This is a genomic window from Paenibacillus sp. MER 99-2, from assembly GCF_023714095.1.
In the GTDB taxonomy this organism is placed as follows: Bacteria; Bacillota; Bacilli; order Paenibacillales; family Paenibacillaceae; genus Paenibacillus.
Genome location: NZ_JAMAUZ010000003.1, coordinates 40,024 through 56,354 on the forward strand (window position 1 = coordinate 40,024; position 16,331 = coordinate 56,354).

General features: G+C 45.3%; 12 protein-coding genes. All 12 read left to right on the plus strand.

Annotated elements, in window-relative coordinates; genetic code table 11:
* The first annotated feature begins 1 nt into the window (after position 1).
* The 12 genes from M3636_RS15290 to M3636_RS15345 all read left to right on the plus strand — a co-directional run bounded on the left by M3636_RS15290 (position 2) and on the right by M3636_RS15345 (position 16,216).
* A complete protein-coding gene (locus tag M3636_RS15290; RefSeq protein ID WP_145410167.1) occupies positions 2-1,828 on the plus strand; it encodes an oligopeptide ABC transporter substrate-binding protein in 1,827 nt (608 codons plus the stop codon).
* A 297-nt stretch (positions 1,829-2,125) separates the two neighbouring features.
* Positions 2,126-3,019 (plus strand): D-alanyl-D-alanine carboxypeptidase family protein, encoded by an 894-nt coding sequence (locus M3636_RS15295; RefSeq protein ID WP_128104220.1) that lies wholly within the window; start codon positions 2,126-2,128, stop codon positions 3,017-3,019.
* A 154-nt stretch (positions 3,020-3,173) separates the two neighbouring features.
* The gene (locus M3636_RS15300; RefSeq protein ID WP_251383101.1) at positions 3,174-5,588 is read left to right on the plus strand and encodes a S9 family peptidase; all 2,415 of its coding nucleotides are present in this window, start codon (positions 3,174-3,176) and stop codon (positions 5,586-5,588) included.
* A 328-nt stretch (positions 5,589-5,916) separates the two neighbouring features.
* Positions 5,917-7,494, plus strand: coding sequence for an MFS transporter (locus M3636_RS15305; protein WP_251383102.1), 1,578 nt, complete (start codon positions 5,917-5,919; stop codon positions 7,492-7,494).
* A gap of 266 nt (positions 7,495-7,760) precedes the next feature.
* A complete protein-coding gene (locus M3636_RS15310) occupies positions 7,761-8,795 on the plus strand; it encodes an LCP family protein (RefSeq protein WP_145410164.1) in 1,035 nt (344 codons plus the stop codon).
* Positions 8,796-8,972: 177 nt separating this feature from the next.
* Positions 8,973-9,398: a CBS domain-containing protein gene (locus M3636_RS15315; protein ID WP_056697515.1), complete on the plus strand. Its 426-nt coding sequence runs from the start codon at positions 8,973-8,975 to the stop codon at positions 9,396-9,398.
* Positions 9,399-9,572: 174 nt separating this feature from the next.
* Positions 9,573-9,875 carry a MazG-like family protein gene (locus tag M3636_RS15320; protein ID WP_056697513.1) on the plus strand — a complete coding sequence of 101 codons (303 nt, stop codon included), beginning with the start codon at positions 9,573-9,575 and terminating at the stop codon, positions 9,873-9,875.
* Entirely contained in the window at positions 9,872-10,789 is a 918-nt protein-coding gene (locus tag M3636_RS15325; RefSeq protein ID WP_251383103.1) for a DUF2232 domain-containing protein, read from the plus strand. Before M3636_RS15320 ends, M3636_RS15325 begins: the two co-directional genes overlap by 4 nt.
* 11 nt (positions 10,790-10,800) lie before the next feature.
* Positions 10,801-12,789, plus strand: a complete 1,989-nt coding sequence (locus tag M3636_RS15330) for a DHH family phosphoesterase (protein ID WP_145410162.1) — start codon at positions 10,801-10,803, stop codon at positions 12,787-12,789.
* Positions 12,786-13,229, plus strand: coding sequence for a 50S ribosomal protein L9 (rplI, locus tag M3636_RS15335; protein ID WP_128104215.1), 444 nt, complete (start codon positions 12,786-12,788; stop codon positions 13,227-13,229). The genes M3636_RS15330 and rplI overlap by 4 nt, the downstream gene beginning before the upstream one ends.
* Before the next feature lies 1 nt (position 13,230).
* The gene (dnaB, locus tag M3636_RS15340; protein WP_128104214.1) at positions 13,231-14,592 is read left to right on the plus strand and encodes a replicative DNA helicase; all 1,362 of its coding nucleotides are present in this window, start codon (positions 13,231-13,233) and stop codon (positions 14,590-14,592) included.
* Positions 14,593-14,929: 337 nt separating this feature from the next.
* Entirely contained in the window at positions 14,930-16,216 is a 1,287-nt protein-coding gene (locus M3636_RS15345; RefSeq protein WP_128104213.1) for an adenylosuccinate synthase, read from the plus strand.
* The last annotated feature ends 115 nt before the right edge of the window (positions 16,217-16,331 follow it).

Sequence of the window (16,331 nt, forward strand, 5' to 3'; positions counted from 1 at the left end):
CATGAAAAAAGGATTTTTTTCACGGGGTATATTTTTCACAATGATGTTGGTCTTCGTACTGGTGCTTGCAGCATGTAGCTCAGAGAAAGAAGCAACTCCAGCGCCTACGGCTAATCAAGGGGAAGAGAAGACGGAAGAAAAGCCTGCTAATGAAGAGGGCGTTTACTCCATTGAAGATTTCAACAATGTTAAAACAAATGAAGGCACAGCGATTGAAGGCGGATCAATCACCTATGGTCTCGTTTCCGATACGGCTTTTGAAGGTACATTAAACTTTAACTTCTATTCTGGTAACCCGGACTCCAAAGTTCTTGGATGGTTTGATGAAGGTTTGCTAGATTGGGACAAAGACTATGTATACACTAATGATGGTGCAGCAACATACGAAACATCCGAAGATGGCAAAACGTTCACACTGACGATTCGTGATAACGTAAACTGGCATGATGGCAAGCCTGTAACAGCTGAAGATCTGCAGTTTGCTTATGAAACTATTGGTAGCAAAGACTATGATGGTCCTCGTTACGATTCCAACTTCACAAGTGTAGTAGGTATGGACGAGTTCCATGCGGGTACTGCAGATACAATCTCTGGTATTAAAGTGCTGAGTGAGAAACAAATCAGCATTACGTATAAAGAATCCACGCCTTCCCTGTTGACAGGTGGTGTGTGGACTTACCCACTCGCTAAACATATCTTCGGTGATATGGAAGTAGCGAAAATGTCTTCTTCCAAAGAAGTACGTGAAACGCCAATTGGTTTCGGTCCATTTAAAGTTGAAACCATTACTCCAGGTGAGTCAGTAACTTATGTGAAGAACGAAGATTACTGGCGTGGAGCTCCGAAGTTGGATAAAGTAACTTTGAAAGTTATTAACCCAACAACGGTTGTTCAAGAATTGAAATCTGGCGGCGTAGACCTCGTAGATGCGTTCCCGACAGATCAATATAAAGACAATGCGGACATGTCTAACGTAGAATTCCTTGGTACGATCGACCGTGCTTACACGTACATCGGTTTCAAACTGGGTACATGGGATGCTGACAATGGTAAAGTTGTAAGTAATGCAGATGCTAAAATGGGCGACAAAAACTTGCGTAAAGCAATGTGGATGGCTGTAGATAATGATCAGGTTGGTAAACGTTTCTATAACGGTTTGCGTTGGAATGCAACAACTCTGATTCCACCATCTCACCCTGAGTTCCACGATTCTAACAACCCAGGTGTTGCTTATGACCCTGAAGCTGCGAAAAAATTGCTCGACGAAGCTGGATACAAATTAGATGGTGAATTCCGTACCAATCCGGACGGTTCCCCACTCGAAATTAACTTCGTATCTATGACAGGTGGCGACACAGCTGAACCACTGGCACGTTACTATGTTCAATCTTGGGCAGCAATCGGTCTGAAAGTAAACCTTGAAATGGTTGAGTTCAACAGCTTCTATGACCGCGTAGGTAACACAGGTAAAGATGATCCTAACATTGATGTATATCAAGCAGCATGGGGCGTTGGTATCGACGTAGATCCTTCTGGATTGTATGGCCGCGACGCACTGTATAACTTCCCTAGATTCTCTAGCGAAGAAAACGACAGATTGCTGGCAGCAGGTGTATCCGCTGAAGCATTCGATGTAGACAAGCGTAAAGAGATTTACAACGAATGGCAGCAGTACATGGTTGATGAAGTTCCTGTATTCCCAACACTGTATCGTGCAGTTGTAGTACCTGTTAACAAACGTGTAATGAACTACGCAATTGGTGACGGTACTGGCGTATACTTGCATGAATTGGCTGTTAATGCAGACAAAGCTGTCGTAGCTGAGTAAATCTAAAGTCGTGCATGATCTAAAGTGCCACGATTAGAAGTAAAGGTTACTTTTACAATGATTTAACATCGATTAAGGATTGGGGTCCTTCGTAACTTTCGGTGCTTAAATCTATGAATCATTCTTCTAGGATGTTATAAAATGAACCATCTAAACATGGATTTCTACACTCTGGCATGGGTGTAGGAATCCATGTTTTTATTTGATGACAAAAAAATAAAAAAAATTTAACTTTTTTTCAAAAAAGTGCAGACAAAATGCCTCTTCACTTCGTCTATATAGGTAAGAGGTGAATTCATGATGAAAAAGTGGTGGAAACGTGCAGGAATGCTGTTAGCTCTGCTCATTATTATATATTTGGGTGTTAAACCAGACATGTTAGTAGGCAAACCAGGGATCAAAGCAGAGTCTGCTGTGCTGATGGATATGCGAACAGAGCAGATCTTGCTGGACTTTAATGGTTCAGAAGGAACAGCTCCGGCAGGGGTCAGTAAGTTAATGACCGAGTTGCTTGTTCTCGATGCGATCACAAACGGAGATATCCATTGGGAAGATTCTGTTACGATTAGCTTGTATGCAAGCTCGGTTGGTGGAAGTCATCTAGCATTGAAGCAAGGGGAACAGTTCACGGTGCGTGAGTTGTTTCAGATTGTAGCCGTGTACTCTGCAAATGATGCGGCCGTTGCACTCGCTGAATATATCAGCGGATCAGAACAAAACTTTGTGTCTGCGATGAATAAGAGAGCTGCGGCCATTGGATTATCAGACACGACCGTATTTACGAATTCAACTGGATTGAGCGAGAAGCTGCTGGGTCCCAACCGTCCTGAAGCGATTCAAGGGCAGACCGTGATGACAGCTATAGATGCATGTAAATTAGCTAAATATCTCATTACCAACTACCCACAGATTTTAGAGACCTCCAGTCAGATGCAGGTGTCCATCCATCAGCGAGGCATGTATATGAGCAATACGAATTGGATGTTGTCCTCCCTAGGTGGCCCATATGCTTATGATGGCAATGATGGATTGAAGACAGGATATGACGAGGATTCAGGGTACCACTTTGTTGGAACAACGGAGCGCAATGGTAAACGATTGATTTCGGTTGTATTTGGTTCCGAAAGCCGGGAAGGACGCTTTGTGGAAACGAAGAAGTTGTTCAACTACGGGTTTGCTGGATCACAGTAACATACCATATAACCATGCAACGGGAACTCGGATGTCTATCTACCAACCGGCGATGTCAGATGGGCGTTCTTTCCAATATAAGCTTGATCATGATAATATGGATTTACGGAATATTCCATAATATTATGAATTTCACTTATAAGGGGGAAATGAATTGAACTCGATTAGCAAGAAGGTATATGCATTAACGCTGAGCATGGCTATGTCTATTGCTCTGATTCAGCCTGCAGTACAAGCTGCGGAAGCTGTTAAACCTACAGCAACCGTTGCAGAAACAATCGCTTCAAAAGCAACACAAACGTTACAACAACTGGGATACATAGACGGTACAGTAGAATCAAACACGCCGATTACTCGAGCAGAGGCAGCAGTCATTTTACAGCGTGTACTTAAATTGGATGCTCCAGCTTCACTTACTGGTTTTGCGGACGTATCAGCGAGCGATGAGGCGGCACCGGCAATTTATGCGCTGAAGCAAAGCGGGCTGATTCAAGGAAAAGCGAAAGGTTATGCTCCAGATGCACCACTGACACGGGCACAGATGGCCTCGTTGTTTACTCGGGCATTTGAATTAAAAGACAACGGGATTCAAGTTGTATACAGCGATATGAAACAGATCCCGGCGGTTCATGTGGAAGATGCTGTGCGGATCAAGCAACATTTTATCATTGAAGGCTCAGCATTTAATGCCAAACAATCTGTAACTCATGGGGAATTCGCTGATGCGCTTTATCTTGCACTAGGTCTAGATGTGAAGTCTGAGGGTCTTACACCGCTAGAGGACTTCTTCAAACAGCCTGCTCAGGCAGGATTCCAAATGTCTCCAGATGGTAAACATCTTGCTTACTTGGAGCCGTGGAATAACCGTATGAACATCGTGGTTAAGGAGAATGGACAGGACAAGTCTGTTCGGGTGACGAGCGAGTCTGAACGGAGCATCATGGGATTTGGATGGGCAACTGATAATAAGCTGCTCTACATCAAAGATGCTGCAGGAGATGAGAACTACCACATCTATGTAACGGATATTGATGGTAAAAACAATAAGGATCTCACACCCTATCCTAACACCAGAGCGAGTCTAATCGATCCGCTCGAAGGTGTGCCGGATGAAATTCTGGTGGCAATGAATAAACGTGATCCTCAGATTTTCGATGTATATCGCATCAATATCAATACAGGTGAGGCCACTCTTGCTGCAGAGAACCCAGGTAATATTACGGGCTGGCTGACAGACCATGAGGGCAAAATCCGTGTGGCTGTATCCAGTGACGGCAATGTCTCTTCATTGATGTATCGTGATTCTGAAGATAAGCCATTTGAGCCGTTGTTAACAACAAAGCTGGGAGAGACTTTTGCGCCAGTTATGTTCACGTACGATAACAAAAATATCTACGCAATCTCTAACTTGGATCGGGACAAATCAGCAATTGTTGAGTATAGCCCTAGCACTAAGCAAGTAACCAAAACGATCTTTGAAAACAAAGACGTAGATGTTAATAGTTTTGTGCCATCCAAAGCCAAAGGTAAAATTCTTGCAGCTGTATACGAAACGGATAAAGTAAACTATGAATTTTTTGATGCTGAATTCAAAAAGCTGATGGAAGACATCAAGGCTAAGGTTCCAGGCAAAGAGATTAGCCTGTCCAGTATCAGTGAAGAAGGCCAGGTATTATTTATTTCCTATAGCGACAAGTCGATGGGCACGTACTACTTCTATGATTCGGTAACAGGCAAGCTGGATAAGCTGGCCGATGCTGCCCCATGGATTGATGAGGACAAAATGTCCGACATGAAACCAATCTCGTACAAATCACGTGATGGATTGACCATCCATGGATATCTGACATTGCCGAAGGGAGTCGAGGCTTCCCAGTTACCATTGGTCGTGGTGCCACATGGTGGACCTTGGGCTCGTGATTCATGGGGGTATAACCCTGAGATCCAATTCCTCGCTAGTCGAGGCTACGCTGTGCTGCAGGTGAACTTCCGTGGATCTACAGGTTACGGTAAGGAATTCCTGGATGCAGGCAATAAACAGTGGGGCAAAGACATGCAGAACGACATTACAGACGGAGTAAATTGGTTGATTGAAGAAGGAACCGTTGATGCGGACCGAGTAGCGATCTACGGAGCATCTTATGGTGGATATGCTGCCTTGGCTGGTCTGGCGTTCACTCCAGACGTATATGCTGCTGGAATCAGCTATGTTGGTCCTTCCAACATCTTCACTTTGCTGGACTCACTGCCACCTTATTGGGAATCAGAGCGCAACATGTTCTATGAGCGTGTAGGTGACCCAGAGAAGGATAAGGAGCTGCTTACGGCGATCTCGCCATTGTTCCATATTGATCAGATGAAGGCGCCTTTGTTCGTCGTTCAAGGAGCGAATGACCCACGTGTTAAACAGGCTGAATCAGACCAGATTGTTGAAGCGCTGCGTGAGCGCGGGGTAGATGTGCCTTATATGTTAAAAACAAATGAAGGTCATGGCTTCGCCAATGTAGAAAACCAGTTGGATCTGTATAGAGCGATTGAGAAATTCCTCAATCGTCATCTGATGAAGTAATTCAGGCGAGGTCATTGACGAGATCAACTTGATCTTCATCATCATCCACAGTCGTCTATACAGATAAAATGAGACGCACGTTATAAAACATGAGTACCGCCCTCTGATTCTAAGGAATCGTTGGGCGGTATTTTTTATTTAAGGGTGTTATATCACTTGCAACTATATATTTATAAATTGACATAACAAATGGGTTTGATTTAAAATGACCAGTGAGTCATAATTGTTCTTAAGTGTTTAATATAGATGTATCAGTTCAGTTTGTGTGCGTTTAATAATGTCCGTTTATCTATCGCAAAATTATGATGTGATCGGGAGGTAACACGAGATGCAGAAACAAATGAAATGGCCGTTAATTCTGTTTGCGGTCGGGGTATTTATGGCGGCTCTGGATAATGGGATTATCACATCGTCTCTAACGACGTTGAATGCCTCATTTGGGGTATCACCAACTTGGGGTGCATGGACGATTACGTTATATACTCTCGGTCTTGCTGTAAGTGTGCCTATCGCAGGTAAACTTTCAGACCGCTATGGTCGTAAGAAGTTATTTCTTATTGAAGTAGCTTTATTTGGCATTGGGTCTTTACTCGTGGCATTAAGTACGTCGTTTACGTTCTTTCTCGTTGCTCGTGTTATTCAGGCATTAGGCGGTGGAGGGATCTTCATCATTGCAAGCTCCTATGTGCTCAGTAAGTTTCCAGCAGAGCGCCAAGGCACAGCATTGGGCTTGTTAGGAGGTATGAATGGGGTTGCTGCCATCTTGGGGCCAAACATTGGTGCTTTTATTTTGGATATGACAGGGAATTGGCACTGGTTGTTTCTCATCAATGTACCGATTGCGATCCTGTTGTTCATCGCGGGTATCCGTTATATTCAGGATGAACAGGAATTGAACCGTGCGGCAGTGGACTGGAGCGGGATTGCTGTTCTAACCCTTGGTGTGCTCAGTCTCATGTACAGCTTCAGTAATTTGGATGGCGTAAATATGCTGCAAAGCTTAGGTTCACCGATGTTTTATGGATTTTTCCTGGTAGGTGTAGTTGTGCTGATCGTATTCTACTTTCTTGAGAGAAGGCTCGAAGGATCAGGACGTGAACCGGTTGTGTCCACACAGTTGCTGGGCATTGCGTCCTTCCGCTGGACACTGCTCATCGCCTTTTTCTCAGGCGCTATTCTAGCTTCGGTCATCTTCATTCCTGGCTTCGTAGAGCAGTATCTGGGTGTGTCTAACACCGCCTCAGGTTATTGGTTTACACCACTTGCGCTGGCTTCAGGGATTGGGGCAGGAGGCGGCGGTTATTTGGTGGATAAGAAAGGACCAATTTGGACGTTATCTGTGGCAGGGCTTCTATCGGCAATTGGATTCCTGCTATTCCCGTTATGGGTTGAGCATATCTGGCAGTTCGTTATCGCGAGTACGCTTGTAGGTATCGGGTTTGGTATGATGCTGGGTGCTCCAGTAAACGTGCTTGTGACGGAACAGGCAGGTGAGAACAATAAAGGGATTGCCGTGGCAACCAGCTCGTTATTCCGCCAGATGGCGATGGCCATTGCCCCTACGATCTTTGCAGGGTTTCTGGCGCGCTCGTTCTCTAACCTGGGAACCAACATTCAGGATGGTTTTGCTGATCAGGGAATACAAGTGCCTCCTGAGATGCTTGGGCAATATACCTCAGGTGGAGCGTCAGGTAGTGATGTCTCAAGTCTGACGGAGGGGTTATCACAGATTCCTGACCCTGGCATTCGGGAAACGATATTGCAGGCTCTCCACGTGACAACAGGTCAAGGATACAACGGCCTGTTCTGGTCAGCGGTTATTTTCAGTGTGTTAACACTGGTAGCAGCATTGATTACAGGAGTTCTGCGGAATAGAGAAAAGGGGAGCGCTGTAGATCTCTCTTAGGCAAGTTTATGATTGAGTTTTCTGAGTTTCAATATAACATCTAATGATCAGAACAGTTCCTTTATGCAATTTATATACGGGGCTGTTCTTTTCAATTTAACCGGATTGTAACTTTTACTTATGTAGCAATGTTTACAATAGAACGAGCGTTAGCGGTGTTCAGAATTGATATAGAGAAAACATTAGAGAACGCCGAGTCATAAGTCGTTGGGCGCGTTTAATGGTATGTAGGCAATTCATTTTTATAGTGAAGAAGGAATCGATGGATGACAAGAAGAACTAATGAAAAGAAGAAGAAAAGAAGAAAAGGTCTATATATAACTCTCGTTTCGCTCGTGGTTTTGTTGATTGGCGGGTATTTGTTTCGTCAGCAGCTTGCCGTAGCTGCATTTGATCTTTTCCTGGCCAATTCAGTTGAAGATCAGTTGTCTCGTTCCTATGTTCCGCAGGAAGGGAATAATACGCCAGATCCGACCGTGTACCGTAAAGAGCCATTTTCCGTACTTCTGCTCGGTTCGGATAAACGCGCGTATGAGAAAACAAGGGGCCGTTCCGATACGGTCATCTACGCGGTTGTTCGTCCAAAGGAATCCCGTGTGCTTCTCGTTTCGATTCCACGTGACACGTATGTGCAGATTGTGGGTCGTGATGCGAATAAGGATGGGGAAGACGATTATGACAAAATTGCGCATGCCTACGCGTTCGGAGGGGAGAATATGTCCATCAATACGGTGGAGAAATTCTTGAATGCAGATGTAGGATACTACGCCACCATTAATTTTGACGGAATCAAAAGGGTTGTAGACGCGCTTGGTGGGGTAGAGTTGCCGATTGAAGAGGATATTGTCAATAAACATCCCGATCATGTGCAATTCACTATTGAAGGCGGTAAACCGATCTATGACGGTCAAGAAGCACTGTATTATGTTCGATATCGTGAGGACAGTGACTTTAATCGTACCAAGCGGCAGCAGATATTCCTGAACGCGATGGCGAACAAAATGCTTAATCTTAATTCAATCGGCAAGATTCCAGAGTTATTGGAGATTATGGGAGACAACTTCCAGACAGATATGCGTCCATCCTTTATTGTTGATCTAGCAAAACAGGTGCTGACACAAGAGAAGCCACAAATTTCTAGCTTCACGATCCTTGGTGAAGGTATGCGCAAAGACGGAATCTACTATGGCAAAGCGGATGAGAAAGACGTCCAATATGCCAAAGAGCTGATTACCAACTGGATGGATGAATCGACCCCAGCCGGTGCCTTGATGATACCAGACCGGCAGCAGATCGAGTAACGAATTCCATACAGAGGCCTGATCATAATCAGCAGTACGTCGTTTATTTGCGGGCTGCTGTTTTTTTCTTTTTCAGAAGAGCGACGAGACCTTTTGGAACATCTTACGTTTTGAAACGTATAATATGGGTTGAGGATTAGTTGAAAGTCGAAATTCATGAGGGGGATACGTTAGGGTATGAACATCGCATTTTTTTTGCTGCCTAAGCAAGAGGTTACGTGTGTAACATCGGATTCTACTCTGCGGCAAACATTGGAACGAATGGAGTATCATCGCTTCACAGCGGTGCCCATTTTGAATAAGGAAGGCAAATATATAGGTACGGTCACTGAGGGTGATCTATTGTGGTACATGAAGAATGCCGAGGGAAAGATCACATTTGAAAACGCTTCAAAATTTCTCCTTAAGGAAGTACCACTTCGCCTAGATATTAAGCCTGTATCCATTAATGCCAATATGGAGGATCTTATTAACCTGGCTAAGGTTCAGAACTTTGTACCTGTCGTCGATGATATGGAACGCTTTATAGGCATTGTCCGTCGTAGCCAGATCATAGAATATTGTGAAGGCATTGTAGCTAAGGAATCCATGAAGGCAAAATAAGAAATTAAAAACGTTACTGGCACAGGGATAATCAGAGCCGCTCAGTACCATGTTAAACAGTGGGAGAGCAGAAAAAGGTGGGTAATGCCCTTCGCATGGGGAACATTTTGTAGCCCCCCTTTTTATGTTATAATGGAGAATAAAGCTTTTTCGGGGAGAGTGACTTTCGCCAATATGCCTAAAGAACTGGATGTAGCCAAACGCGCTAAAGTGATTGAGTGGCTGAAAACCGAAGTACTTGACCAAGTGTCTCGATTGTTCAAAGCCTTATGGGAAGGTAGTACTTCCCGGATCGGAGACAGTCTAGCCAGTCTGATGATGAGTAGTTACATATTGGGCCGCAGGCTCGGTATTCCTTTCAAGGATCTGGATGCACTGCTTGTGGAAAAGTTGAAAAAGCACAAATCGGAAGGTCACCAATTGGAAGATTGGTACCAAGACATATCCGCGCTTGAAGATCATATGCGTAAGAGGTGAATTTGTTGAATTTTAGCTTTAAATCAGTTATTTGGAGCGTTGTATTTCTGCTCTTGTTACTATCGCTTATAACGCCTTTATCGGTGCTCACAGTATTTTTCATGCTCGTACCAGGTGTGATTCTGTATGCGTACCTATCTGTTAAATCGTTTGTTGTGCATCTCATCCCAGTCGCCATAATATTATTCATGATTGAACCGTTGTATCTCCTATTCTTAGTTGTGTTTACGGTGCCAGCAATCATTATGGGGAATGCAATCAAGAAAGGGAAGTCAGCCCTGTATACTTTCTTGGTGGGTACTGGTGCAATATTAGCTGAATACTTGTTGATGTTGCTGATCGGGAGCGTTCTGTTCCAGTTCAACCTGTATGAGTACATTGAGAATATGGTGAAACTTGCTACGGAGCCACTGACTGCTTCGGATGGACTGGTCAATGGATTCGTATGGACGCCTGAAATGACGGAAGATGTGGCTAGACGAACGCAGCTCTTAATTCCGTTCGCTCTTGTAGTGACTGCACTTGTGATGTCGCTCATTACACATCTCATTGCACGTCCAATTCTGAATGTCATGGGTGTAAGTGTAGCTAATTTCCCACCAGCGCGTGAATGGCGTATGCCGCGTGCCTTGATATGGTATTACTTCCTTGCACTGATCTTCACGCTCATGTCTAGCGAGAATGATGGGTCGTATTGGTCGATGATTGCGGCCAACTTGTCGCCACTCATTAATCTTGGCTTCATGATTCAAGCGATCGGCTTCTTCTTCTTCCTGTCACATGCGAAAAAGTGGAATCCAGTTATACCGTATTTACTTGCGGCTGCGGTCTTCTTCATTGGTCCGCTACGAATTATCGGAGTTATTGATCTGGTGTTCCCGCTTCGCGAAGCAATAACGAAACCAAAACGTTAGGGTGATGAGTCTTGCCTAAATTTCTGAAGAAACGCTGGCACGGCTACTATACCGTATGGGCGTTCATAATGCTGCTACTGCTAGTTATGTTGGTGACCATTTATAACTGGACGCTTGGTTTGGTTAGTCTACTTCTGGCTTCGGCGCTGGGGATCGTCATGATTAAGGCGGAGCTAGCGTTCCGCCGAGAATTGAATGACTACATTAATGGACTGTCTATTCGGATCAAACGAATGGAAGGCGAAGCCGTAGGTATGCTTCCATTCGGCATTGTGTTGTACAGTGAGGATCGTACGGTAGAGTGGCATAATCGCTTCATTGCAGATATGTTCCATGAGAAAACGATGGTAGGTAATCCCCTCCAAAACTTGTTTCCCAATCTTCCTCAGCCAAAAGAAAAGAAGGATGGAAGCAAGGAACTAACGAGGGAACTCCATGACGAATTCCAGTTGGATGATCGGTATTACGGCGTAATTCATAATCCGCAGGAGCGGTATGTGTATGTCTACGAAATAACAGAGCTCGCTATTCTCCGCGATAAATATGAAAATGAACGTATGGCACTGGGTATCCTGGTGCTCGATAATCTTGATGAAGCAGCACAAGGCATGGATGATCAGCAGCGCACTGCGTTAATCGCTCGTGTAACAAGCGAGATCACATCCTGGGCTAAGCGTTATGAAGTGTATTTGCGGCGCTTGTCCTCGGATCGGTATCTTATGATGCTAAACTATAAGTCGTTGCAAGAATTGGAGCAAAGCCGGTTTGTTATTTTGGATGAAGTCCGTGAAATGACTGCTGACCTCAAAGTTCCCATGACGCTTAGTATCGGTCTTGCTTTTGGATCGGATAGCATTGGAGAAATGGGAGAGCTTGCTCAATCAAGTCTTGATATGGCACTTGGTCGCGGTGGTGATCAGGCCGCTGTGAAGTCCGGACAGCGCTTGTCCTTCTATGGTGGTAAATCGAATGCTGTTGAGAAACGCACACGAGTAAGGGCTAGGGTCATTGCTCATGCACTGCGTGATCTGATGCAAGAGAGTGACCGTGTGCTTGTTATGGGGCATAAAATGCCGGATATGGATGCAATCGGTGCATCCATTGGTGTATGGAAGGCAGCTAGTTTATATAATGTGGAAGCACGGATTGTCCTGGACGGACCGAATCCATCCATTGAACGCATGATGGAGCAAGTGAACAAGGATGAGAAGCTGTCCAAAGCATTTGTATCGCCTGAACAAGCAACACAGATGATGACCGAGCATACGTTGCTTGTCGTTGTGGATACGCACAAAGCTTCGATGACGATGGAGCCGAAACTAGTGCAAGCAGCTACGCGTGTGGTGGTTGTAGATCATCATCGCCGCGGAGAAGAATTTATTAATGATGCGGTACTCATCTACCTGGAACCATACGCTTCATCGGCTGCGGAACTAGTGACTGAGCTGTTACAATATATCCATGACAAGGTGCAATTTACACCACTTGAAGCAACAGCATTGTTAGCGGGAATTACCGTGGACACGAAGCATTTTGCATTGCATACAGGTTCACGTACATTCGAGGCAGCAGGCTTTTTACGTCGAAGTGGTGCAGACACCATCATGATCCAACGTTTGATGAAAGAGGATCTGTCAGAATATATTGCTAAGGCAGAAATCATAAAGCATGCTAAAATGGTATACGGGAACATTGCGCTGGCGGTCACCGACCCTGGCAGCAAGATCTCACAGATGATGATCGCCCAAGTGGCGGACACATTGCTTAATATGACCGACGTTGTTGCATCGTTTGTGATCAGTGAGCGGCCGGATGGGTTAATTGGCATCAGTGCTAGATCGCTGGGACGAATGAATGTACAGGTCGTAATGGAGAAACTTGGCGGTGGCGGACATTTAACGAATGCTGCTGTACAGCTAGAAGGTACGTTGGGAGAGGCAGAAAAACGGCTGATGAACGTACTTGCTGAAATCGAAAAGGAAGAGGGGCTGTTCGAATGAAGGTCATTTTTATAAAAGATATGAAGGGTCAAGGCAAGAAAGGGCAAGTGAAGGAAGTATCTGAAGGTTATGCTCAGAACTTCTTGTTACCACGGGGAATTGCTCGTCTAGCAACAGACGGAAACATGAAGACGCTGGACAACCAAAATGCGGCTGAAGAGAGACGCAAACAGGAAGAGAAGGCAGAAGCAGAAGCGTTAGGCAAAAAACTCGAATCAGAAGTGACGGAGCTTAAAGCGAAGTCCGGCGAAGGTGGCCGTCTGTTCGGTGCAATTACATCTAAACAGATCGCAGAAGCTCTTGCAGCTAAAGGTCTGAAAATCGATAAGCGTAAAATTGAGTTGGACGAGCCTATTCGTACTCTTGGTGTAACGCAAGTATCTGTCAAGATTCACCCTGAAGTGAAGGCAACCTTGAAGGTACAAGTAACGGAGGAATAAGATGGGCGGCGAAATGTTATTCGACCGGATTCCCCCACAGAACCTGGAAGCCGAACAGGCTGTGCTGGGTGCAATCCTGTTGCAGGGCGAAGCTCTGATTACAGCGATGGAACGGGTGCAAACCGAGGATTTCTATGACAAGCCCCATCAACTAATTTTTGAAGCGATGATTCAGCTGGGTGAGGGAAATCAACCGATTGACCTCGTGACACTGACTTCGCTTCTGAAGGACAAAGGCGAGCTGGAGGACATCGGCGGCGTCAGTTATCTAGCGAAGCTGGCTCATGGTGTACCTACAGCCGCGAACGTAGACTATTATGCGCAGATTATCGAAGAGAAATCGATGCTGCGACGCTTGATTCGTACAGCTACGCAAATTGTTAGCGAAGGCTATACTGGCGGTGAAGATGTTGCTGCGATGCTTGGTGAAGCAGAGCGACGCATTTTGGAGATCTCTAACCGCCGTTCCAGTAGCGGTTTTATCGCCATTCAGGATGTACTGATGGAGGTATTCGACAAAGTCGAGACGCTGCATCAAAACCGTGGAACCACGACGGGAATTCCGTCCGGATTTATCGATCTCGACAAAATGACTGCCGGATTCCAGCGTAGTGACTTGATTATTGTAGCCGCGCGTCCTTCGGTAGGTAAGACAGCCTTTGCCTTGAATATCGCTCAGAATGTAGGCATTCGGGCGCAAGAGACGGTAGCCATCTTCAGTCTGGAGATGTCAGCCGCACAGCTCGTACAACGGATGATCTGTGCGGAAGCCAACCTGGATGCGGGAGTTCTGCGTACGGGTGAATTCAAAGGTGATGAGGACTGGCAGAAGCTCACGATGGGCATCGCTGCGTTAAACGAAGCAGATATCTATATCGATGATACGCCAGGGATTACGGTGGCCGATATTCGTGCCAAATGCCGTCGTCTCAAAAAGGAAAAAGGCCTTGGCATGATTCTAATCGACTATTTGCAACTCATTAGTGGACGTGGTAAAGCAGGGGAGAACCGTCAACAAGAGGTATCCGAGATTTCACGTACATTGAAACAGATTGGCCGTGAACTTGAAGTTCCGGTTATTGCCTTGTCTCAGCTAAGCCGGGGCGTAGAGCAACGTCAGGATAAACGTCCGATGATGAGTGACTTGCGGGAATCAGGATCGATCGAGCAAGATGCTGACATCGTAGCGTTCCTGTACCGGGATGACTACTATAATCAGGAAACCGAGAAGAAAAATATTATCGAGATTATTATTGCTAAACAGCGTAATGGTCCGGTTGGTACGGTGGAATTAGTGTTCCTGAAGAACTTTAATAAATTCGTAAACTACGAGAGGGCACACAATGACGCCTTCGCCATGTAGTGCTTGAACACGCACGATAAGGAACCGGGGTTAGCCGTCAGACATGATTTGACTGGCTTCGCCGGTTTTTTGCGTCGAAATATAGCGTAAATTCCGAACATTATGGTTTTACTATATCTAATTGTTCGCTATTTGATTTGACTTTGAAAAAGGGTACTGGTACACTAATACTGCTGCGTTAAAGCAGCGAAAACCTTCCTTCGGATGTAAATTGAAGGGGATTTTCACTGTCCGTTAGCACGCTTCTCCGCCGGTGTTTGTCACTTAAATTCCTGCCGAGATAGAGGACGGACAGACCAATACAAAGGTGCGCAAGGCACCCACGGAGGTATGTACTATGTCAACGGTAGTTGTAGTGGGAACGCAATGGGGAGACGAAGGAAAAGGTAAGATTACGGACTATTTAGCAGAAACGGCAGACGTGGTTGCACGTTACCAAGGTGGTAACAATGCAGGGCACACGATTCTGATCGACAACAAAAAATATAAACTAACGATGATTCCATCGGGTATTTTCTACACGGATAAGGCATGTGTAATCGGTAACGGTATGGTAATCAATCCGAAGGCACTTATTGAAGAAATTAATTACATTCATGATAATGACTTCACAACGAAGAACCTGTCCATCAGTGAACGCGCACATATCATCCTGCCATACCACATGGTATTGGATGCACTGGAAGAAGAGAGCAAAGGTCCAAACAAAATCGGTACAACCGGTAAAGGTATTGGCCCAGCTTACATGGACAAATCAGCTCGGATCGGCATTCGGATGGTTGATCTGCTTGATGCGGAAGATTTCGAACTGAAGCTGCGTCATCTGGTTAAAGAGAAAAACCGCATCATCGAGCAGGTATACAACGGTCAACCTGTTGATGTGGAAGAGATTCTGAAAGATTACCTGGGATATGCAGAGATCCTGCGTCCTTACGTACGTGATACATCTGTTGTGCTCAATGAATATATCGATGAGGACAAAAAAGTATTGTTTGAAGGCGCACAAGGCGTGATGCTTGATCTGGATCAAGGAACATATCCGTTCGTAACTTCATCCAATCCATCCGCAGGCGGCGTATGTATCGGTTCTGGTGTAGGTCCAGCCCGCATTCAGCAAGTTATTGGGGTAGCTAAGGCATACACAACGCGTGTAGGCGATGGCCCATTCCCAACAGAGCTGCATGATGCGATTGGTGACCAAATTCGTGAAACTGGACACGAGTACGGTACGGTAACTGGACGTCCGCGCCGTGTAGGTTGGTTCGACAGCGTTGTTGTTCGCCACGCTCGTCGTGTCAGCGGTATTACAGGGTTGTCCTTGAACTCACTGGACGTTATGACAGGTCTGGACACGGTTAAAATCTGCACAGGTTACAAATATCGCGGTGAGGTTATCACCCACTACCCTGCAAGCCTCAAAATGCTGGCAGAATGTGAAGCAGTATATGAAGAAATGCCAGGCTGGAGCGAGGATATCACTGGAGCGAAGAAGCTTGAAGATCTGCCTGTAAACACACAGAACTATGTAAAACGTGTATCTGAGCTCACGGGTATTCCAATTGCGATCTTCTCTGTTGGTCGTAACCGTGAACAAACGAATCAAGTACTTCCAATTTACGAATAAGCATTGTTGAAGCCTCAGTGGTCGCTAATTTAGCGATCACCGAGGTTTTTTTTCGTATACTCAACTAGCTATAATGGTCACAACCGATTATATTCCCCAGATTTCCGTCAATACT

Bases quoted from the DNA above. Each gene is read 5' to 3' on its own strand.
- M3636_RS15290 (WP_145410167.1), top strand. From the start codon at position 2: ATGAAAAAAGGATTTTTTTCACGGGGTATATTTTTCACAATGATGTTG.
- M3636_RS15295 (WP_128104220.1), top strand. From the start codon at position 2,126: ATGATGAAAAAGTGGTGGAAACGTGCAGGAATGCTGTTAGCTCTGCTC.
- M3636_RS15305 (WP_251383102.1), top strand. From the start codon at position 5,917: ATGCAGAAACAAATGAAATGGCCGTTAATTCTGTTTGCGGTCGGGGTA.
- M3636_RS15310 (WP_145410164.1), top strand. From the start codon at position 7,761: ATGACAAGAAGAACTAATGAAAAGAAGAAGAAAAGAAGAAAAGGTCTA.
- M3636_RS15315 (WP_056697515.1), top strand. From the start codon at position 8,973: ATGAACATCGCATTTTTTTTGCTGCCTAAGCAAGAGGTTACGTGTGTA.
- M3636_RS15320 (WP_056697513.1), top strand. From the start codon at position 9,573: ATGCCTAAAGAACTGGATGTAGCCAAACGCGCTAAAGTGATTGAGTGG.
- rplI (WP_128104215.1), top strand. From the start codon at position 12,786: ATGAAGGTCATTTTTATAAAAGATATGAAGGGTCAAGGCAAGAAAGGG.
- dnaB (WP_128104214.1), top strand. From the start codon at position 13,231: ATGGGCGGCGAAATGTTATTCGACCGGATTCCCCCACAGAACCTGGAA.
- M3636_RS15345 (WP_128104213.1), top strand. From the start codon at position 14,930: ATGTCAACGGTAGTTGTAGTGGGAACGCAATGGGGAGACGAAGGAAAA.